Below are 20,055 nucleotides of genomic sequence, written 5' to 3'. Positions count from 1 at the left end.
TGAATGAGTCGCGGTGGCGTCCATAAAGATCGGTCCGACGGGCCAGAGCGGAAATGCATCGCCACGGGCGAGGTGCAGCCGAAATTCGGCCTGATCCGCTTTGTAACCGGCCCGGACGGTCAGGTGTTTCCGGACGTCGCGGCGAAACTGCCGGGGCGTGGGGTCTATGTCTCGGCAGATCGCAAGGCGCTGGATACGGCTGTCGGCAAGAAGCTGTTCGCGCGCGGGTTCAAGGCGCAGGTCACCGTGCCGCAGAACCTGGTGGACGAGGTCGAACGACAATTGTCGCGCCGGGTGGTCGAACTGATCAGTCTGGCGCGCAAGTCGGGTGACGCGGTCGCGGGCTATGAAAAGGTCAAGACCTGGCTTGACCGGGAACAGGCCTGGGTGCTGATCCAGGCGGTTGACGGGTCGGGGCGCGGCAAGTCCAAGCTGAGCACGCCGCATTTCGGCAAATACATCGGCTGGCTGACCGCGGACGAGCTTGGACAGGCATTTGGGCGCCAAACGGTGATTCATGCGGCGCTCGCCTCTGGCGGACTCGCCAAACGTGTTGTAGAGGAAGCGCAGCGCCTGCGTGGCTTGCGCGAAACGGATGACGGCGGCAAGGGCCGCGCGGAAGGGTAAGAAGCTTTATGAGCGATAGTGACGGCAAAAAGACATTGGGTCTGCGTGGCGGGGCACGCCCCGGGAACGTGAAACAGAGTTTCAGCCACGGACGGACCAAGAATGTCGTGGTGGAAACCAAACGCAAACGCGTGGTGGTTCCCAAGCCGGGAGCGACCAAACCCAGCGGCGGCGCTGCGCCGGCGGGTGATCCTTCGCGTCGGCCGGCCGGGATTTCCGACGCCGAAATGGCGCGGCGCCTGAAGGCGTTGCAGGCCGCAAAGGCACGCGAGGCCGAAGAGGCCGCCAAGCGTGAGGCCGAAGAAAAGGCGCGCGCCGAAGAGCGCGAGCGCCGTCGCGCCGAACAGGAGGCTAAAGAGCGCGAACAGCGCGAGGCCGAAGAAAAGGCGCGCCAGAAGGCGGAAGAAGAAGAGCGCCAGCGCAAGGAGGCCGAGACGGCCGCTCAGCGTGCGGCCGCCGAGGCCGCCGCAGCGAAAGAGGCGCCCAAGGCCAAGGCCGCGCCGGCGGGCAAGGCGCCTGCCGAATCGCCGCGCAAGACCGACCGCGAGCGCGAACAGCGCCAGAGCCGTGGCAAAGGCCGTGACGATGGCCGCCGTTCAGGCAAGCTGACCCTGAACCAGGCGCTTTCGGGCGGCGAAGGTGGGCGTCAGCGGTCCATGGCCGCGATGAAGCGCAAGCAGGAGCGCGCGCGCCAGAAGGCCATGGGGGGATCGGTCGAGCGTGAAAAGGTGATCCGCGAGGTTCAGCTGCCCGAGACGATCGTGGTCTCGGAACTGGCCAACCGCATGGCGGAACGTGTGGCTGACGTCGTCAAGTCGCTGATGAACATGGGCATGATGGTCACGCAGAACCAGAGCATCGACGCCGACACCGCCGAACTGATCATCGAGGAATTCGGCCATAAGGTCGTGCGCGTGTCCGACGCCGATGTCGAAGACGTCATCGCCGATATCGAGGACAAGGAAGAAGACCTGCAGCCGCGTCCGCCGGTCATCACCATCATGGGTCACGTCGACCACGGCAAGACCTCGCTGCTGGATGCGATCCGCAACACCAAGGTCGTGTCGGGCGAGGCCGGTGGAATCACCCAGCATATCGGTGCCTATCAGGTGCAGACCAACGACGGCACCACGCTGACCTTCCTGGATACGCCGGGCCACGCGGCCTTTACCTCGATGCGCTCGCGCGGGGCACAGGTGACCGATATCGTGGTTCTGGTGGTTGCCGCCGATGACGCGGTGATGCCGCAGACCGTCGAGGCGATCAATCACGCCAAGGCTGCCGGTGTTCCGATGATCGTGGCGATCAACAAGATCGACAAGCCCGAAGCCAACCCGGACAAGGTGCGCACCGACCTGCTGCAGCACGAGGTGATCGTAGAGAAGATGTCCGGCGACGTTCAGGATGTCGAGGTTTCGGCCATCACGGGCCAGGGCCTGGACGATCTGTTGGAAGCCATCGCGCTGCAGGCCGAGATCCTCGAGCTGAAGGCCAACCCGAACCGCGCCGCACAAGGTGCCGTGATCGAGGCGCAGCTGGACGTGGGCCGTGGCCCGGTTGCGACTGTGCTGGTCCAGAAGGGCACGCTGCGCCAAGGCGACATCTTCGTCGTAGGCGAGCAGTACGGCAAGGTCCGCGCACTGATCAACGACAAAGGCGAGCGCGTCCAGGAAGCCGGGCCTTCGGTTCCGGTCGAGGTCCTGGGTCTCAACGGTACGCCCGAGGCCGGTGACGTTCTGAACGTGACCGAGACCGAGGCGCAGGCCCGCGAGATCGCCGAGTACCGTGCGCAGGTCGCCAAGGACAAGCGCGCCGCCGCCGGTGCCGCGACCACGCTGGAACAGCTGATGCAGAAGGCCAAGGAAGACGAGAACGTGGCCGAGCTGCCCATTCTGGTCAAGGCCGACGTGCAGGGCTCGGCCGAGGCGATCGTGCAGGCGATGGAGAAGATCGGCAACGACGAGGTGCGCGTGCGCGTGCTGCACTCTGGCGTCGGCGCCATCACCGAAACCGATATCGGCCTGGCCGAAGCGTCGGGGGCTCCGGTCTTTGGCTTCAACGTGCGGGCCAATGCCTCGGCGCGCAACACCGCCAACCAGAAGGGTGTGGAAATCCGCTACTACTCGGTGATCTACGACCTGGTGGATGACGTCAAAGCCGCCGCCTCGGGCCTGCTGAGCGCCGAGATCCGAGAGAAGTTCATCGGTTATGCCGAGATCAAGGAAGTGTTCAAGGTCACCGGCGTCGGCAAGGTTGCCGGCTGTCTGGTCACCGAGGGTGTTGCCCGCCGTTCGGCCGGCGTGCGTCTGCTGCGCGACAACGTGGTGATCCACGAAGGCACGCTGAAGACGCTGAAACGCTTCAAGGACGAAGTGGCCGAGGTGCAGTCGGGGCAGGAATGCGGTATGGCGTTCGAGAACTACGACGATATCCGCCCCGGCGACGTGATCGAGATCTTCGAGCGCGAGGAAGTGACCCGCACGCTGGATTGATCCGGCCGAAATCGAAAGAAACGGCGGTTCCTAGGGGCCGCCGTTTTCGTTTTCAGGGGTGGTCGTTCAGAAACGTCGCGTCCTTGAGGATGATGTCGAAATGGTGCGTGCCCGGCTGCAGATCAAAGCTGACGGCATGGCCGGCCTTGCGCAACGCTTCGGCATAGTCGCGGCTCTGGCGGATGAACTCGCCGGTGTCCCGCTCGCCCACCGTGACCCGATAGCGCGGCCCGGGCGCCGGCAGGTTCAGGATGGGGGACAGGTCGTGCAGCTCGACCGGGGTCAACTGCAGCGGATCGTTGACCGGGGTGAGGCTGATCGGTTCCAGGTCGTAGACGCCGCTGATCAGGATGACTTCGCGCACCCGCAAGCCTATCCGGGCGAATTGGTCGGCCGATGTCGCCATGACCATCGCCGCCAGATGCGCACCGGCGCTGTGCCCGGACAGGGTGACATGCGAGGCGTTGAACCCCAGCGACTTGGCCCGGGTGGCCAGCCATATCAGCGCGGTCCGACATTCATCGACCATCTGACGCAGCCGCGCGTCGGGGGCGAGCGTGTAGTTCACCGTTGCAAAGGCCTGCCCGCCTTCGACCAGCGCGGGCGCCATCATCGCCGAATCGCGCTGGCTGAGCGCCTGCCAATAGCCGCCATGGATGAACACATGCAGCGGTGCGCCGGGCGTTCGGGCGGGAAAGAAATCCAGCACCTGCGCGGGCGTTTCGCCATAGCCGAGGTTTTCTTGCACCGTCAGTTGCGACCGTGCCTGTGCGCTAAGCGCCGAATAGGCCGCCAGATAGGGCGCAAGGTCGCCGCCGATCATCGAACTGGGCGCGTATTCGCGTTCCAGCTCGCTTTGGGAAAATCCGCGATACAGCATGGCTCAGCCCTGTCCGCCATACATCAGGTCACTGCGTACGTCATAGAGATCGTGGAAAAACCGCAAGTCCAGCGCCTTGCGCAGGAAGGCCACGCCGCTGGAGCCGCCGGTGCCGGGCTGCATGCCGATCACACGTTCGACGGCGGTCGCATGGTCGAAGCGCCAACGCTGGAACAGCGATTCCACATCCATCAGCTTTTCGCCCAGCGCATACAGGTCCCAGTACCGGCCAGTGTTCCGGTAGATCTCGGCCCAGATTTTCACGATGCGCGGATCACCTGAATAGGTCTTTGAATAGTCCCGGTCCAACAGGTCCTGCGGCACGTCAAACCCCTGCCGCGCCAGCATGTGCAAAACCTCGTCATACAGCGACGGCTTGACCAGGGCGGCGGTCAGCATCTCCATCACTTCGGGGTCGTGCTCGTGCACCTTCAGAGTGGCGGTGTCCTTATTGCCCAGGATGAATTCGATCTGGCGATAGCCATAGCTTTGGAAGCCGGATGAATTGCCCAGCGCCTTGCGGAAGGTCATATAGTCAGCGGGCGTCATGGTCAGCAGGGTTTCCCACGCGGCGATCAACTGCCGCTGGATCGCCTTGATCCGGTCCAAGTTCTTCATCGCAGGGCCGAACTCATCCTGCTGCAGGAACCGGCGCACCTCGACCAGCTGATGGTGCATCAGTTTCAGCCACAGCTCGCTGACCTGGTGGATGATGATGAACAGAATTTCATCGGGTTGGGCCGGGTCCTGAAAGGTTTTTTGCAGGTTCAGCAGGGTCTTGAGCTGCAGGAAGTCGCCATAGCTTTTGCGGTGGGTATCCGCGAAATCGGTCACCAGCGTGTCTTCGATTCCGCGTTCCAGCGGGCGGTCGCCCTTGGCTTTGTCGGCCATCTCATTTCCTCCCCGGCATGTGTGCGCACCTGTCTAGAAGGTGCGTTGGCAACTATCCAGAGGGTCAGGTCCAATCCAGCACCACCTTGCCCGATTTTCCCGACTTCATGGCGGCAAAGCCCTGCGCAAAATCATCGACGGCAAAGCGATGGGTGATGACCCGGCTGACATCCAGCCCGTTCTGCAGCATCGCGATCATCTTGTACCAGGTTTCGAACATCTCGCGGCCGTAGACGCCCTTGATGGTGATCGCCTTGAACACGATGCGGCTCCAGTCGACGGGCGATTTGCCGGGCGGAATGCCCAGCAGGGCGATCTTGCCGCCCATCACCAGCGCCTCGACCATCTGGTCCAGCGCCGCCTGCGAGCCCGACATTTCCAGCCCCACGTCAAAACCCTGACTCATGCCCAGGTCGGAAATCACCGATTGCAGGTCTTCCTCGGCCACATTCACCGCCCGGACCGAGGGTACGACATGCTGCGCCAGCGCCAGCCGATCGGGGTTGATGTCGGTGATCACCACATGCCGGGCGCCTGCGTGGCGGGCCACTGCGGCGGCCATGATCCCGATCGGGCCCGCGCCGGTGATCAACACGTCCTCGCCCAGCAGATCGAAGCTCAGCGCGGTGTGCACGGCATTGCCCAGCGGGTCGAGTATCGCGCCGATCTCGTCCGGAATGTCGTCGGGCAGGGGCACCACGTTGAAGGCCGGCAGCTTGAGATATTGGGCAAAGGCACCCTGTTCGTTCACCCCGATCCCGCGCGTGCCCGGGTCGAGGTGGAACTTGCCCGCGCGGCTCTGGCGGCTGTCGGTGCCGATCAGGTGGCCCTCGCCCGAGCAGCGCTGGCCGATCTTCAACCCGGTCACATTGCGGCCCAGCTCGACGATCTCGCCGGCGAATTCGTGGCCGGTGATCATGGGGACGGGCACCGTGTGCGCCGCCCAATCATCCCAGTTCCAGATATGGATGTCGGTGCCGCAGATCCCGGTCTTCTTCACGCGGATCAGAACCTCGTCGGGGCCGATCTCGGGGACCGGGGCCTGCACCATCCACAGCCCTTCTTCGGGCTTGGACTTCTCAAGCGCCTTCATCGTGTTGGGCCGCATCAGATCACCCCCAATTCTTTGCCGACCTTGCCAAAGGCCGCCAAGGCGCGGTCCAGCTCGTCGCGGGTCAGCGCTGCGTTCATCTGGGTGCGAATGCGGGCCTGGCCACGCGGGACCACCGGAAAGAAGAAGCCCGAGACATAGACCCCTTCGTCGAACAGGTGGGCGGCCATGTCCTGCGCCAACTGCGCCTCGCCCAGCATTACGGGGATGATCGGATGTTCCCCCGGAAGCAGGTCGAACCCCAGCTTTTCCAGCCCGGCGCGCCAGTATTTGGCATTGCCGAACAGCTGCTTGCGCAGCATGTCGCCGTCTTCGACCAGGCGGATCGCCTCGAGCCCGGCAGCGACGATGGACGGCGGCAGCGAATTCGAGAACAGATAGGGCCGCGCCCGCTGCCGCAGAAGGTCGATCACTGCTTGCGGCCCGGCGATGTAACCGCCGATTGCCCCCCCAAGTGCCTTGCCCAGCGTCCCCGTCAGGATGTCCACATCGACGCCGAAGTGATCCGGCGTGCCCGCGCCGCGCGGCCCCATGAAGCCCGTGGCGTGGCAGTCATCGACCATGACGACGGCATCATATTTGTCGGCCAGTTCGCGGATCTTGGGCAGGTTGGCCAGATAGCCGTCCATCGAGAACACACCATCGGTCGCGATCATGATATGCCGCGCCCCGTCGGCGCGGGCCTGTTTCAACCAGGCTTCGAGATCGTTCATGTCATTGTTCATGTAGCGATAGCGTTTGGCCTTGCACAGTCGGATCCCGTCGATGATCGAGGCGTGGTTCAGACTGTCCGAGATGATGGCATCCTCGGGTCCCAGCAGGGGTTCGAACAACCCGCCATTGGCGTCGAAACAGGCCGCGAACAGGATCGAATCGTCCTTGCCCAGAAACTTGGCCAGCCGATGCTCAAGCTCGCGGTGGATGTCCTGCGTGCCGCAGATGAACCGCACCGAGGCCATGCCGAACCCTTTGGGCTCCATCGCACTCTTCGCGGCCTCGATCAGCGCCGGATGGTCGGCCAGACCCAAGTAATTGTTGGCGCACAGGTTGATGACCTGACGTCCGCCCACCGTGATCTCGCCGCCCTGGGGCGAGGTGATCATTCGTTCCGTCTTGTACAGGCCTTCCGCCTTGATCTGCGAGAGGGTGTCCGTGATGTGAGATAGGAATGCATTTGCCATCTGGGCCTCCATAGCTCCCCGGTGTCTATCATAGCGGATGTATTTCCGAAATAGGAGAATTTCAGTATTACGGAGAATTTTCTTATATTACGGATTGAGGGAAGCTTTAAGTGATAACTTTTTGCTGAACTCAATGTGATCCGCTTTTTTCCACGCCGCGTATTCATTTGCATATCAACTGGGAGGGAAACGATATGATTAAGATTTCATCAGCCGCGGCGCTGGCTCTGATGTTCGGTGCAACAGCGGCTTTCGCGGGGCCTGGCAAAGGTAATACCGGTGGTGGTAACAGTGGGCTTGCTCAGTCGATGGCCGGGGCTGTTTCGGGTGGTGCGGCCACGCTTGGTCGAGACTTTGGAAGCAAAGGCAAAGGAACCGCTTCGGCGGTGAGCGGCGGCGGAAACGGCGGCTGGGGCAATGTTGGAAGCAGCCTCAGCAGCATTACCGGTACAGACGGCCAGGTTTCCAACCGTGGAGGAACCCGCGGCGCAAACGACCTACCCGACGAGGAATAATTTATCAATCCGGACTGGCCGCCTGTTCAGGCGGCCGGTCGATCCTATCGACCGGTTTTCACAATTAGAAAAACGCGTGCCGGTCCATTATGCGCAGTGATCGAGTGCGCAACATCCGCTGCATAACGCCCTGTGTCGCCTTGATGCAGAACCTCAGTTGCAGTGCCGGATTCAATCTCGACCGATCCCATCAAAACAGTCAAATGTTCACGAGAGCCTTTTGCATGCGGTTGGCTGATCAGTTTTCCGTCCGGCTCGAACCAGATATCGTACACTTCGTGCCCACCGGCATCTTCTGGCGGGGAAAGGATTCCGATCCGACAGCCATACCCCATATTGTCGATACTGGGCACATCGGACTGTTTCAGTACTTCGATTGTGTCGCCCTGAACCTCTTCATCCAGAAGCCCGGCAAAGTCTACGTTAAGCGCACGTGTCAGGTTCCACAATGTCGCAATGGTGGGGCTGCTTTCGCCGCGTTCGATCTGGCTGACCATCGACCGGGACACGCCGCTGAGATTGGCCACCGCTTCCAGTGACAGCCCCTTGGCGCGCCGGGCCTCTTTCAGTCGGGCGGGCAGGCGTGTCAGGATATCGTCTGAGTTTTCCGTCATGGCGGAATTTTTTGCGCGTCCGGGCGGGAATTGTCAATTCCGCCGATGACGGAACGTCCCGCGCGACAGGCCCATACTGCGGGTGCATACTGCGCGCAAATCCAAGAGGAGAGAGACATGACCGACATCGTGATTCTGGATGGTGCCCGCACCGCAATCGGTACGTTCGGAGGGTCGCTGGCCGCGACCGCGCCGATCGATCTGGCCACCGTCGTGACCAAGGCCGCGCTTGAGAAATCCGGCGTCGCAGGCGACCAGATCGGGCATGTGGTGTTCGGGCATGTTATCAACACCGAGCCGCGCGACATGTACCTGTCGCGCGTTGCAGCGATGCAGGCGGGCATTCCGAATGCCACCCCGGCGATGAACGTCAACCGGCTGTGCGGGTCGGGTGCGCAGGCCATCGTGTCAGCGGCGCAGTCGCTGATGCTGGGGGATGCCGAGTTTGCCGTGGCCGGCGGCGCCGAGAACATGTCGCGCAGCCCTTATATCGTTCCGCAGGCGCGTTGGGGTGCCAAGATGGGCGACATCAAGTCGCTGGACATGATGCTGGGCGCGCTGAACTGCCCCTTTGGTACTGGGCACATGGGCGTCACCGCCGAGAACGTGGCCGATGAGCACCAGATCACGCGCGAGGAGATGGACGCGTTTGCGCTGACCAGCCAGCAACGGGCCGCGGCCGCGATCGAGGCGGGCTATTTCGACAGCCAGATCGCGCCGGTGCAGGTCAAGGTCAAGCGCGACATGGTCGACTTCAAGGTCGACGAGCATCCCAAGGCCACCACGGCCGAGGCCCTGGCCGGGCTGCGGCCGGTGTTCCAGAAGGATGGGCGTGTGACCGCGGGCAACGCCTCGGGCATCAATGACGGCGCGGCGGCAATGGTTCTGGCCACGGCGGGTGCCGCCGAGAAAGCCGGCCTGACGCCCAAGGCGCGCATCCTGGGTTATGCCCATGCTGGTGTTCGTCCCGAGGTAATGGGAATCGGCCCGGTTCCGGCCGTGCGCAACCTGTTGGAACGGACCGGCTTGTCGGCGGGCGATTTCGACGTGATCGAAAGCAACGAGGCTTTTGCCGCCCAGGCGCTGGCGGTGAACAAGGAACTGGGGCTGGATCCGGCAAAGGTGAACCCGAATGGCGGGGCCATCGCCCTGGGTCATCCGGTGGGCGCCACCGGGGCGATCATCACGCTGAAGACTCTGTACGAGTTGGAACGCATCGGCGGGTCGAAAGGGCTTATCACCATGTGCATCGGTGGCGGGCAGGGGATTGCCATCGCCATCGAACGGCTCTGATCCTGGGCTGGGCAGGGGGGCTGTCTGCCCCCCCATCGCGCCGGGGCGCGATTCCCCCCGAGGATATTTTTGGCCAGATGAAGCGACGGCGCCTTTCAGCCAAAGCCCGAAAGGATCAGGACGGCCACTGCCCCGGCGGCTGCTCCGATCGCGGCGGGAATGGCCTTGGGCCAGAAATCTGAACCGGATGGATCACCGTTGCGGGTCTGGGCGATCAGGGCGTTCTCGACCAGATCAGGCAGGCGTGGGCCGAATCGCGCAAGAACCAGCGCTGTTTTTCCAAAATCACGCAGGGCGGCGCGGGGGCCGATGGACTGCCTGATATAGTCCTCGACCACAGGGCGGGCGACTTCCCAGATGTTGATATGCGGGTCGAGCGAGCGGGCGACGCCTTCGACCACCACCATCGTGCGTTGCAGCAGAATCAGTTCGGTGCGGGTTTCCATGCCGAAGCGTTCGGTCACCTCGAACAGGTAGTTCAGCAGACGGCCCATCGAGATATGGGTGGCGTCCATGCCGAAAATCGGCTCGCCCACTGCGCGCAGGGCGCGGGCGAATTCATCAACGTCCTCGTCGGCCGGGACGTAGCCTGCTTCGAAATGCACCTCGGCCACGCGCTTGTAGTCGCGGCGGATGAAGCCGAAGAGGATTTCGGCATAGACGCGGCGGGTGTATTCGTCGATATGGCCCATGATGCCGAAGTCATAGGCGATGATGTCCCCATTCGCGGCGACCTTGAGGTTGCCTTGGTGCATGTCGGCGTGGAAGAAGCCGTCGCGCAGGGCGTGCAGCAGGAACAGGCGCAGCACGCGGTTGGCCAGGTCGCGGCGGTCGTGATTGGCGGCGTCCAGCGCGGCGTTGTCACCCAGCGGGATACCATCGGCCCAGCTGAGCGTCATGACCCGGCGCGCGGACAGAGACCAAACCACGGGCGGCAGCCAGAAGCCTTCGTCGTTCTGCGTGTTGGCGGCAAATTCCGAAGCCGCCGAACTTTCGAGCCGGAGATCCAGTTCGCCGCGGACGACGCCGTCGAAATGCTCGATCACTTCCATCGGGCGCAGACGGCGCGCACCGGGGGCGAAAAGCTGGACGATCCGGGCGGCGAAATAGAACGCATCCACATCCTTGCGGAACGCGCGTTCGATGCCGGGGCGCAGGACCTTGACGGCCACGTCCTCGCCTGTGCTGGCCAGTTTGGCCTTGTGGACCTGCGCGATCGAGGCGGCCGCGATCGGTTCGCTGAACTCCGAGAACATCTCGTCCAGCGGTTGGCCCAGCTCCTTTTCCACCTCGGCCATGGCCACGTCGCGTGGAAAGGGGGGCAGCTTGTCCTGCAGGACGCGGAGCTGTTCGGCCAGCTCTTCGCCGACGACATCGGGGCGCGTGGACAGGACCTGACCGAACTTGATGTAGGCCGGGCCCAGGGCGGTCAGCGCCCGGGTGGCCGGCGGCATGTTCTGGTCGCCCTTGTAGCCCAGCCATTGGAACGGTTTGCCTAAGGTGTGGGCAAGGATCCGCAATGCGCGCGGAGCCTCGAACGCGTCCAGCACCACGTTCATGGCGCCGGTGCGTTCCAGCGTGGCGCCCGTACGGATCAGGCGGATGATGTTGTGGGGGCCGCGCATGCGTCAGATCTTCCAGCCGGAATGTAGGGCGGCGATGCCCATGCTGAGGTTGCGGTATTTCGCGTTCTCGAACCCGGCGGCGCGCACCATGCCCAGAAAGGTATCCTGATCTGGGAACTTGCGGATCGATTCAACCAGGTATTGATAGCTGTCGCGGTCATTCGCGATCAGCTGCCCCATGCGCGGGATCACGTTGAAGCTGTAGAGGTCATAGAGTTTCTGCAGCCCGTCATTGGGCAGCTGGCTGAACTCCAGCACCATCAGTCGCCCGCCGGGTTTGAGCACGCGGTAGGCCTCGTTCAGAGCCTCTTGCGGACGGGTCACGTTCCGGATGCCGAAGGAAATGGTGTAGACGTCGAAGGTGTTGTCCTCGAAGGGCAGGGCCATCGCGTCGCCGACCACCCAGTCCAGGCTGTCGGCCATCTGCGCAGCCTCAGCGCGCTTGCGGCCCTCGATCAGCATCGGCTCGGTCAGATCCAGAACGGTGGCATGGCCGTGGCCCGCGCGTTTGAGGAACCTGAATGAGATGTCGCCCGTACCGCCCGCCACGTCCAACAGGCGCTGGCCAGGGCGTGGCGCCAGCCAGTCCATCATCGCGTCCTTCCAGACCCGGTGGATGCCCATCGACATCACGTCGTTCATTACGTCGTATTTCGACGCGACCGAGTTGAATACGCCCTGCACGCGCCCGGCCTTTTCGGCCTCGGGGACGGTTTCGAAACCGAAATGAGTGGTCTTGTCGCTGTTGTCGGACATAAGCCTTGCCGTTCGTCGAATTTCGTCTCTGTTATAGGGCCTGGAAACCGGGGCACAATGCGGCCCTTTGGAATAGGAGCCGTCTAATGCCCGAATTGCCCGAGGTCGAGACAGTAAGACGCGGCCTTGCCCCGGCGATGAAAGGCGTGGTGATCGAAAGGGCGGACGTGAACCGCCCCGATCTGCGCTGGCCGTTCCCCGAGCGAATGGCCGAACGGTTGACCGCCCAGCGGGTCGAGCGTCTGCGGCGGCGGTCGAAATATATCCTGGCCGATCTGAGCGGCGGCGAGACTCTGTTGATTCACTTGGGCATGTCGGGCCGCATGACCGTGTCGGGCGATCCGCTGGGACAGTTCGTACATCATCATCCGATGCCGCAGAAGCATGACCACGTGGTGTTTCACATGGCCAATGGTGCGCGCATCACCTTCAATGACCCGCGCCGGTTCGGGGCGATGGATCTGATGCCCACGGCCACCGCCGAGCAGCACAAGCTGCTGGCCGTGCTGGGGCCGGAACCTCTGGGCAACGATTTCAACGAAACCTATCTGATCGACGCCTTCCGCGGCCGGTCCACACCGGTCAAGGCGGCGCTGCTGGATCAGAGAATCGTTGCCGGGCTGGGAAACATCTATGTCTGCGAGGCGCTCTACCGCGCCAGAGTGTCGCCACGTCGCAAGGCGGGTCAGATCTCGGCCGGGCGTGTCGGAGCCCTGGTTCCGGTGATCCGGACGGTGCTGACCGAGGCCATCGAGGCCGGTGGATCCTCACTGCGCGATTTCCGGCAAGCTGATGGAGAGCTTGGATATTTTCAGCACAGTTTCGACGTCTACGGGCGCGAGGGGCGGCCTTGCCGGACCGAAGGCTGCGGGGCCGAGATCCGCAGAATCACCCAGTCTGGGCGGTCGACCTTCTATTGCGCGCAATGCCAAAGATAGCTTGATCCGAGTTTTTCGCGTGGTAAGGAATTGGACCTGAACGGAACAACCGAAAGCTCAGACCTCATGGCTTTTGAGACGATCATCGTCGAAATCGAAGACCACGTCGCCCTTATCAAGCTCAACAGACCCGATGCGTTGAACGCGCTGAACACTCAGCTTCTGGGTGAGCTGTGTGAGGCGCTCGAGGACGCGGATACCAATGACAAGGTGCGCTGCATCGTCATCACCGGATCGGAAAAGGCATTCGCCGCGGGCGCGGACATCAAGGAGATGTCCGAAATGAGCTTTGTCGATGTCTACACCACCAACCTTTTTGCAGACGCCAACGACCGGATCACCGCGATCCGCAAGCCGATCATCGCGGCGGTCGCGGGCTATGCGCTGGGCGGCGGGTGCGAGCTGGCCATGATGTGCGATTTCATTATCGCTGCAGACACCGCCAAGTTCGGCCAGCCGGAAATCAATCTGGGCGTCATCGCCGGGATGGGCGGCAGCCAGCGCCTGACGCGGTTCGTGGGCAAGTCCAAGGCGATGGACATGAACCTGACCGGCCGGTTCATGGATGCCGAAGAGGCCGAGCGCTCGGGCCTCGTGTCGCGCGTGGTGCCGGCCAAGAAGCTGATTGAAGAGGCGACCGGCGCGGCCCAGAAGATTGCCGAGAAATCGCTGCTGACCGCGATGGCCGCGAAAGAGGCGGTCAACCGTAGCTACGAGGTGCCGCTGAGCGAGGGCATGCTGTTCGAGCGGCGCGTATTCCACTCGATGTTCGCCACCGAGGATCAGAAAGAGGGCATGGCCGCATTCCTTGAAAAGCGCGCGGCCCAGTTCCGCGACAAATAAGTGGCGCCGACAGGACCGTTGGATCAGGCGGGCGCTGCCCGCCTTTTTTCCGGCGGGCAACAAGGCCGAGAATCGGCTTGGCAAAGACTGAAAACTTGGCTATTGACCGCGACCATACATGCGCGTGCGGCCCGCTTGGCCCGATTCACACTCGTGATTTCTGATCCGGTGCGGGGATATCCGTGACGTGCAACCCTAGACAAACGTACCGAACAAAGGTCAGAGACACATGGCAAACTCGCCCCAGGCAAAGAAGCGCGCTCGTCAGAACGAGAAGCGTTATGCAATCAACAAAGCACGTCGTTCGCGCATCCGCACCTTCCTGCGCAAGGTCGAAGAAGCAATCGCATCCGGCGACAAGGAAGCCGCAACCGCAGCCCTGCGCGCGGCCCAGCCCGAACTGATGCGTGGCGTCACCAAAGGCGTGTTCCACAAGAACACTGCAGCCCGCAAAATGTCGCGCCTGTCGGCACGGGTCAAAGCGCTGGGCTGACTTTACGTCAACAATCGTTGACGATTTACGAACAAAAAGGCGTCGCCCCGTGCGGCGCCTTTTGCGTTGTTGCCAGAATGCCGCGCCTTCACAAAACCGAGAGATTCTTTCGCCCGAAGACCCGAGTCAATATCAGAGTTTCGTTGCCCGGCCCCTCTGCCTCTTGCTACGACATATTCAGCGATTCACTCGCTTGGGGGGACAGGCTGTTTCCGCGATCTGACCGACGGGCATCGGAAGGGTTCGGGGACGAATGTCGGCGACCGGTTCTGCCGGGTTCGTCGATCTGCTCGGGATCTCGGGTCTGCCGGTGATCTTGGCCCTGTCAATAAATTGCAATCTGTGGCGCGCTCTGCCGGCCCAGCATCCGTGGCTTCGGATGTGCCAGAACAGAGCGTTGGCGGAAAGCACGTTTCTGACGCCAGACCGACCGGTTTTGGCGAACAGGAAGCTGTTGTCGAGTGAACGCGAAAGAGCCGGGAGACCGGTTACAAAAAAAAGGCCGGCTGGCCAATAAAGATGGGATGCGTGAGGCGCTGGATGACACAAGAAAAATGGGGACAACTGCGTAATAAATTGCTCAAGGCTGTGGGCCGGAACAATTTTACGACCTGGATCGAACCTCTGGAATTTCAGGAATTGAAAGGTGGCGTGGCCGTATTTTCAGTTCCGACCAACTTCATGGGCAACTACGTCAGCCAGAATTTCGCTGACCTCATCCTGTACGAACTGAACACGGCCGGAGAATCGGTCCAGCGCCTGGCGTTCCGCGTGGCCGCGAATTCGCCCGCACGCCCCGCAGCCCCCGCCGTGGAAAACAAGCCCCAGCCTGCCGAAATCGACATGCCAGTTGAAGCGTCGGTCGCGAATGATGCGCTCGAGTCGTTGCAGGCCGCACCGCTGGACACGCGCTTTACCTTCGACAGCTTCGTCGTCGGCAAGCCCAACGAACTGGCCCATGCCGCCGCGCGCCGTGTTTCGGAAGGCGGCCCCGTCACCTTCAACCCGCTGGTTCTGTATGGCGGCGTCGGACTGGGCAAGACGCACCTGATGCACGCCATCGCGTGGGAGCTGAAGACCAAACGCCCCGAGCTAAACGTGCTGTACCTGTCGGCTGAACAGTTCATGTACCGTTTCGTACAGGCACTGCGCGAACGCCGAATGATGGATTTCAAACACCTGTTCCGCTCGGTCGACGTGCTGATGGTCGATGACGTGCAGTTCATCGCTGGCAAGGATTCGACGCAGGAGGAATTCTTCCACACTTTCAACGCGCTGGTGGATCAGAACAAGCAGATCATCATCTCGGCCGACCGCGCGCCGGGTGAGATCAAGGACCTGGAAGAGCGGGTCAAGTCGCGCCTGCAATGCGGCCTGGTGGTTGACCTGCATCCCACCGATTACGAATTGCGCCTGGGCATTCTGCAGACCAAGGTCCAGCAACACACCAAAACCTATCCCGATCTGAAAATCGCCGATGGCGTTCTGGAATTCCTGGCCCATCGCATCTCGACCAACGTGCGCGTTCTGGAAGGGGCACTGACCCGGCTGTTCGCCTTTGCCTCGCTGGTCGGTCGCGAGATCGACATGGAGCTTACGCAGGACTGTCTGGCCGACGTGCTGCGCGCCTCCGAGCGCAAGATCACCGTCGAAGAGATCCAGCGCAAGGTTTCCGACTATTACAACATTCGCCTGTCCGACATCATCGGGCCGAAACGCCTGCGGTCCTATGCCCGGCCGCGTCAGGTGGCGATGTATCTGTGCAAGCAGCTGACCAGCCGGTCGCTGCCCGAGATTGGCCGCCGCTTTGGCGGGCGTGACCACACCACCGTCATGCACGGCGTCAAACGCATCGAAGAGCTGAAGCTGACCGACGGTCAGATCGCCGAAGATGTCGAGATGCTGCGCCGCGCGCTCGAAGCCTGAGCCCCTGCAATTCGGCAAACCGCCCCGGCCCTGCGCGGGGGCGGTTTTTCTGTGCGCATTTTTCCACGATTTCCCCGGAACTGCAGTACAGGGCTGCGCGGGACCTTGACGGTTTGCACGTTCCGACACAGAAAACGGTAAAAAATCCTTGTGCCTCAGGGCTGAACCGCTAACTTGCCAGTCCCGCCCATGTAAGCACTCAAATCAGAGGAATTGAGGGTATGAAGATCAGCATCGAACGCGGCACGCTGCTCAAGGCCGTTTCGCAGGCCCAATCCGTTGTGGAGCGCCGCAACACGATTCCAATCCTGGCCAACGTGCTGATCGAGGCCGAGGGCGATCAGGTTCTGTTCCGCGCGACCGATCTGGATATCGAGGTGGTCGACAAGGCCCCCGCGCAGGTCGAGAAGGCGGGTGCAACCACGGTTGCGGCCACGACCCTGCACGAGATCGTGCGCAAGCTGCCCGATGGCGCGCTGGTCACGTTGACCGCCGACAGCGCGGCTGGCCGACTGACGGTCGAGGCGGGGCGGTCGAACTTCTCGCTGGCAACCCTGCCGAAAGAGGATTTCCCAGTGATGGCGTCCTCGGAATACCAGTCGAACTTCACCGCTTCGGCGGCCCTGCTGCGGCGGCTGTTCGACAAGTCGAAATTCGCCATCTCGACCGAAGAGACGCGGTATTACCTGAACGGTGTCTACATGCATGTGGCCGATGGCCCCGAAGGCGGAAAGGTTCTGCGTTGCGTGGCCACCGACGGCCACCGCCTGGCCCGGATTGACGCCGATCTTCCGGCGGGGGCCGAGGACATGCCGGGCGTGATCGTTCCGCGCAAAACGGTGGGTGAGCTGCGCAAGCTTTTGGAAGATGACGACATGGATATTGCGGTGTCGGTCAGCGAAACCAAGGTGCGCTTTGCCACGCCCGACATCACGCTGACCTCGAAGGTGATCGATGGAACCTTCCCCGACTACACCCGCGTGATTCCGCAGAACAACACCCGCAAGCTGGAAGTGGACGCGGCAGAATTTGCCCAGGCCGTCGACCGGGTGGCCACCGTATCGTCCGAGCGGTCCCGTGCGGTCAAACTGCAGTTGGAAAACGACAAGCTGGTCCTGTCGGTGAATGCGCCCGACAGCGGCGCGGCCGAGGAAGAACTGGCCGTGGCCTATGGCGACGAACGGTTGGAAATCGGGTTCAACGCCAAATACCTGCTGGAAATCGCAAGCCAGGTGGACCGCGAGAACGCGGTGTTCCTGTTCAACTCGGCGGGCGACCCGACCCTGATGCGCGAAGGCAATGACCAGAGCGCGGTCTATGTCGTGATGCCGATGCGCGTCTGATCGCGCGGGCGCGGGGTGCGTCCGGAGCGCGTGTTTGTGCAAGGATGAAGGGAGGGGTCATGGCTTTGGCCCTGACCGAATTGACGGTCTCGCATTTTCGGTCGCACAAGCTGGCGCGATTGGCGCTGGACGGGCGGCCGGTGGCCTTGTACGGACCGAACGGGGCCGGCAAGACCAATATCCTCGAAGCAGTATCCCTGTTTTCGCCCGGCCGCGGCATGCGCCGGGCCAGTGCCGCCGAGATGACGCGCCGACCCGAGGCGCTGGGCTGGAAGCTGAGCGGTCTGCTGGACGTTCAGGGCCGCCGGTCCGAGATCGAAACCTGGTCGGAGGGAGGTGCGGCGCGGCAGGTTCGGATCGACGGAAAGGCAGCCAGCCAGATCGATCTGGGCAAGCTGTCGCGGGTCGTCTGGCTGATGCCCGCGATGGACCGGCTTTGGATCGAAGGCGCCGAAGGCCGACGGCGCTTTCTGGACCGGGTGACGCTGAGTTTCGACCCAAGCCATGCCGAGGCGGCGTTGACCTATGAAAAGGCCATGCGCGAACGGAACCGCCTGCTGAAAGAGCAGGTGCGTGACGCGCATTGGTACGCGGCGCTCGAGGCGCAGATGGCCGAAACCGGGCATCGCATCCACGCTGCGCGGCTCAAGGCTTTGGCGCAGTTGCGCTCGGCGCAGGAACAGGCCGAGACCGCCTTTCCCTCGGCGGAACTGGAACTTGTTCAGTCCGAAGGGGACATGCCCGAAAGCGCGCAGGATCTGTTGGAGGCGTTGGCCGAAAGCCGGTTCCGCGACCTGTCGGCGGGGCGCACATTGGTGGGGCCGCACCGGTCAGATCTGCATGGGGTCTATGCGGCCAAAGGCGTTGCGGCCAGTGAGTGTTCGACCGGAGAGCAGAAGGCGCTTCTGGTGTCGCTGATTCTGTCCAATGCGCGGGCGCTGGCCGCGCAGGTCGGGGCGCCGCCGATCCTGTTGCTGGACGAGGTGGCGGCCCATCTGGACGCAGACCGCCGGGCGGCGCTGTATGATGAAATCTGCGCGCTGGGGGCGCAGGCCTGGATGACCGGAACAGGCCCCGAGCTGTTTACCGAACTGGGCGATCGGGCGCAGTCTTTCGTGGTCAATGACGCGGGTGACGGCTCGACCGTCACCCCCGCCTGACCGGATCAGGCCGGCTCGCCGACCTTGCGTTCCCACAGGAACGGACGCATCACTTCGTCCACCGGTGTCCGGGCCATGTGGTTGACGTAGTTCGACATGGTTTTCTGCGCCAGTCCCAGGATCACGTCCAGAACAGCGCGGTGCGAATAACCCGCATCGAAGAACGCCTGCAACTGCGCGTCGGTCACGTTGCCGCGTTGGTTCATCACCTGAAGCGTGAACGTCCGCAGCGCCTCGAGCTTGGGCGAGGGCAGCGGGGTTTCATTGCGCAGCGCTTCGGTGATCTCATCCGACACCTTCATCATCTTGGCGATGCCGGTATGGGCCGGAACGCAATAGTGGCACTCGTTTTCCACGTTGATGGTCTGCCAGACGACGGTTTTCTCGTCATTGTCGAAATCGGTCTGCAGGAACAGGTGGTGTAGAACCTGATAGGCCTCAAGGTGCTGAGGGCTTTCGGCCATGACCTTGTGCAGGCCCGGCAGGCGGCCAAACGCGGCCTGCGATTTCTCGAGCAGGGGTTTTGAGCCTTCGGGGGCGGTGTTCAGGTCATGCGAGGGGAATTCGGCCATTTCGGGTCTCCTTTTCTGGCGGCTGAGTCCGAAATAGGCTTTATTGAGCGATCACTCAAGTATATATTTGAGTAATCGTTCAAGAATTGGTGATCACATGCCCCGCAAACCTGCCTATGACCGTGACGCGCTGATCGCGCAGGCCCGAGACCTGTTCTGGCGTCAGGGCTGGGCGGGCACGTCCCTGAAGGATCTCGAGCGTGCGTTGAAGTTGAAGCCAGGCAGTTTTTACGCCGCCTTCGGGTCAAAGGATGCCTTGTATGCCCTGACGCTGGAGCGCTATGCGGATGAAGGTATTGCCCGGCTTGACGCCCTGGCCCGGGAGCTGGGGCCGCTGGGTGCGCTCAAAAACCAGCCGCGTTTGGTCGTCGAGGCTGCGAGTGCGCCCGCAAAGGCCTGCATGCTGGCCAAGACCTATGCCGAGTTGAGCGCAAAGGACCACGATCTGGCGCAACTGGCCGCAACCCATCTGTCGCGAATGAAAGCCTGTTTCGCCGATCTGTTCCGGCAGGCGCAGGCGGAAGGGCAGATCGGAGCCGACCATGATCCCGAACGGCTGGCGGCGCGCTATCAATCCGACCTTTTGGGCCTGCGCCTGTCGGCCGAGCGCGGCGATGTCGATGCCCGCCAAATCGCCGCTGACATCGCCGCCGATCTGGATCGGTTGTGACCGTCTGAGGTCGGCCGAGCAACTCGGCCCGCGCCCGAAAGAACCGGCACAAAATCTGGGGGGATGACGTGACATTCCCCACCAGAGAACGTATAAGTTACCAAAATAATATAGGTACTGACGGC

General features: G+C 62.6%; 19 protein-coding genes. 11 read left to right on the top strand and 8 right to left on the bottom strand.

Going from position 1 to position 20,055, the window contains the following annotated elements:
- Positions 1 to 3: 3 nt before the first annotated feature.
- Positions 4 to 627 (top strand): RNA-binding protein, encoded by a 624-nt coding sequence (locus AC2FME_RS15705; protein WP_496687538.1) that lies wholly within the window; start codon positions 4 to 6, stop codon positions 625 to 627.
- An 8-nt stretch (positions 628 to 635) separates the two neighbouring features.
- Complete coding sequence (gene infB / locus AC2FME_RS15700; RefSeq protein WP_496794958.1) at positions 636 to 3,119, top strand: translation initiation factor IF-2; 2,484 nt, start codon at positions 636 to 638, stop codon at positions 3,117 to 3,119.
- 52 nt (positions 3,120 to 3,171) lie between these two features.
- Here the strand turns inward: infB and AC2FME_RS15695 are convergent, their stop codons facing one another.
- From AC2FME_RS15695 to AC2FME_RS15680, 4 genes are all read right to left on the bottom strand, one after another.
- Positions 3,172 to 3,999, bottom strand: coding sequence for an alpha/beta hydrolase (locus tag AC2FME_RS15695; protein WP_496800937.1), 828 nt, complete (start codon positions 3,997 to 3,999; stop codon positions 3,172 to 3,174).
- Between the two features lie 3 nt (positions 4,000 to 4,002).
- The gene (locus tag AC2FME_RS15690) at positions 4,003 to 4,890 is read right to left on the bottom strand and encodes a tryptophan 2,3-dioxygenase (RefSeq protein WP_496800936.1); all 888 of its coding nucleotides are present in this window, start codon (positions 4,888 to 4,890) and stop codon (positions 4,003 to 4,005) included.
- A 64-nt stretch (positions 4,891 to 4,954) separates the two neighbouring features.
- Positions 4,955 to 5,983, bottom strand: a complete 1,029-nt coding sequence (gene tdh, locus AC2FME_RS15685) for an L-threonine 3-dehydrogenase (protein WP_496800945.1) — start codon at positions 5,981 to 5,983, stop codon at positions 4,955 to 4,957.
- A 14-nt stretch (positions 5,984 to 5,997) separates the two neighbouring features.
- A complete protein-coding gene (locus tag AC2FME_RS15680; RefSeq protein ID WP_496800935.1) occupies positions 5,998 to 7,182 on the bottom strand; it encodes a glycine C-acetyltransferase in 1,185 nt (394 codons plus the stop codon).
- Positions 7,183 to 7,376: 194 nt separating this feature from the next.
- Between AC2FME_RS15680 and AC2FME_RS15675 the strand changes: the two genes are divergently transcribed.
- Positions 7,377 to 7,697, top strand: coding sequence for a hypothetical protein (locus AC2FME_RS15675; protein WP_496683782.1), 321 nt, complete (start codon positions 7,377 to 7,379; stop codon positions 7,695 to 7,697).
- 44 nt (positions 7,698 to 7,741) lie between these two features.
- Here AC2FME_RS15675 and AC2FME_RS15670 read toward each other — a convergent pair whose 3' ends face one another.
- On the bottom strand, positions 7,742 to 8,311 hold the full coding sequence (locus AC2FME_RS15670; RefSeq protein WP_496712199.1) for a helix-turn-helix domain-containing protein: 570 nt from the start codon (positions 8,309 to 8,311) through the stop codon (positions 7,742 to 7,744).
- A 117-nt stretch (positions 8,312 to 8,428) separates the two neighbouring features.
- Between AC2FME_RS15670 and AC2FME_RS15665 the strand changes: the two genes are divergently transcribed.
- Positions 8,429 to 9,604: an acetyl-CoA C-acyltransferase family protein gene (locus AC2FME_RS15665; protein ID WP_496796836.1), complete on the top strand. Its 1,176-nt coding sequence runs from the start codon at positions 8,429 to 8,431 to the stop codon at positions 9,602 to 9,604.
- A 95-nt stretch (positions 9,605 to 9,699) separates the two neighbouring features.
- Here AC2FME_RS15665 and ubiB read toward each other — a convergent pair whose 3' ends face one another.
- Both ubiB and ubiE read right to left on the bottom strand, forming a co-directional pair.
- Complete coding sequence (gene ubiB / locus AC2FME_RS15660; RefSeq protein ID WP_496800934.1) at positions 9,700 to 11,229, bottom strand: 2-polyprenylphenol 6-hydroxylase; 1,530 nt, start codon at positions 11,227 to 11,229, stop codon at positions 9,700 to 9,702.
- Between the two features lie 3 nt (positions 11,230 to 11,232).
- Entirely contained in the window at positions 11,233 to 11,985 is a 753-nt protein-coding gene (ubiE, locus tag AC2FME_RS15655) for a bifunctional demethylmenaquinone methyltransferase/2-methoxy-6-polyprenyl-1,4-benzoquinol methylase UbiE (RefSeq protein ID WP_496683794.1), read from the bottom strand.
- A gap of 86 nt (positions 11,986 to 12,071) precedes the next feature.
- On the opposite strand from ubiE, the gene mutM reads away from it, so the two are divergent.
- The 6 genes from mutM to recF all read left to right on the top strand — a co-directional run bounded on the left by mutM (position 12,072) and on the right by recF (position 18,688).
- Positions 12,072 to 12,923, top strand: coding sequence for a bifunctional DNA-formamidopyrimidine glycosylase/DNA-(apurinic or apyrimidinic site) lyase (mutM, locus tag AC2FME_RS15650; RefSeq protein ID WP_496800933.1), 852 nt, complete (start codon positions 12,072 to 12,074; stop codon positions 12,921 to 12,923).
- Between the two features lie 66 nt (positions 12,924 to 12,989).
- Positions 12,990 to 13,766, top strand: coding sequence for an acryloyl-CoA hydratase (gene acuK, locus AC2FME_RS15645; protein WP_073279647.1), 777 nt, complete (start codon positions 12,990 to 12,992; stop codon positions 13,764 to 13,766).
- 229 nt (positions 13,767 to 13,995) lie between these two features.
- Positions 13,996 to 14,259 carry a 30S ribosomal protein S20 gene (gene rpsT, locus AC2FME_RS15640; RefSeq protein WP_005979273.1) on the top strand — a complete coding sequence of 88 codons (264 nt, stop codon included), beginning with the start codon at positions 13,996 to 13,998 and terminating at the stop codon, positions 14,257 to 14,259.
- Positions 14,260 to 14,799: 540 nt separating this feature from the next.
- Positions 14,800 to 16,185 carry a chromosomal replication initiator protein DnaA gene (dnaA, locus tag AC2FME_RS15635; RefSeq protein WP_496712191.1) on the top strand — a complete coding sequence of 462 codons (1,386 nt, stop codon included), beginning with the start codon at positions 14,800 to 14,802 and terminating at the stop codon, positions 16,183 to 16,185.
- A gap of 221 nt (positions 16,186 to 16,406) precedes the next feature.
- Positions 16,407 to 17,528 carry a DNA polymerase III subunit beta gene (gene dnaN / locus AC2FME_RS15630; protein ID WP_496712189.1) on the top strand — a complete coding sequence of 374 codons (1,122 nt, stop codon included), beginning with the start codon at positions 16,407 to 16,409 and terminating at the stop codon, positions 17,526 to 17,528.
- A 59-nt stretch (positions 17,529 to 17,587) separates the two neighbouring features.
- A complete protein-coding gene (recF, locus tag AC2FME_RS15625; RefSeq protein WP_496687557.1) occupies positions 17,588 to 18,688 on the top strand; it encodes a DNA replication/repair protein RecF in 1,101 nt (366 codons plus the stop codon).
- A gap of 5 nt (positions 18,689 to 18,693) precedes the next feature.
- On the opposite strand, the gene AC2FME_RS15620 is transcribed toward recF, so the two are convergent.
- Complete coding sequence (locus tag AC2FME_RS15620; protein ID WP_496687559.1) at positions 18,694 to 19,260, bottom strand: carboxymuconolactone decarboxylase family protein; 567 nt, start codon at positions 19,258 to 19,260, stop codon at positions 18,694 to 18,696.
- Between the two features lie 97 nt (positions 19,261 to 19,357).
- On the opposite strand from AC2FME_RS15620, the gene AC2FME_RS15615 reads away from it, so the two are divergent.
- A complete protein-coding gene (locus AC2FME_RS15615) occupies positions 19,358 to 19,930 on the top strand; it encodes a TetR/AcrR family transcriptional regulator (RefSeq protein WP_496800932.1) in 573 nt (190 codons plus the stop codon).
- Positions 19,931 to 20,055: the final 125 nt, after the last annotated feature.

The sequence above is a fragment of the Ruegeria sp. BHSC026 genome (assembly GCF_059613065.1).
This window is presented reverse-complemented; position numbering and strand designations above follow the sequence as displayed.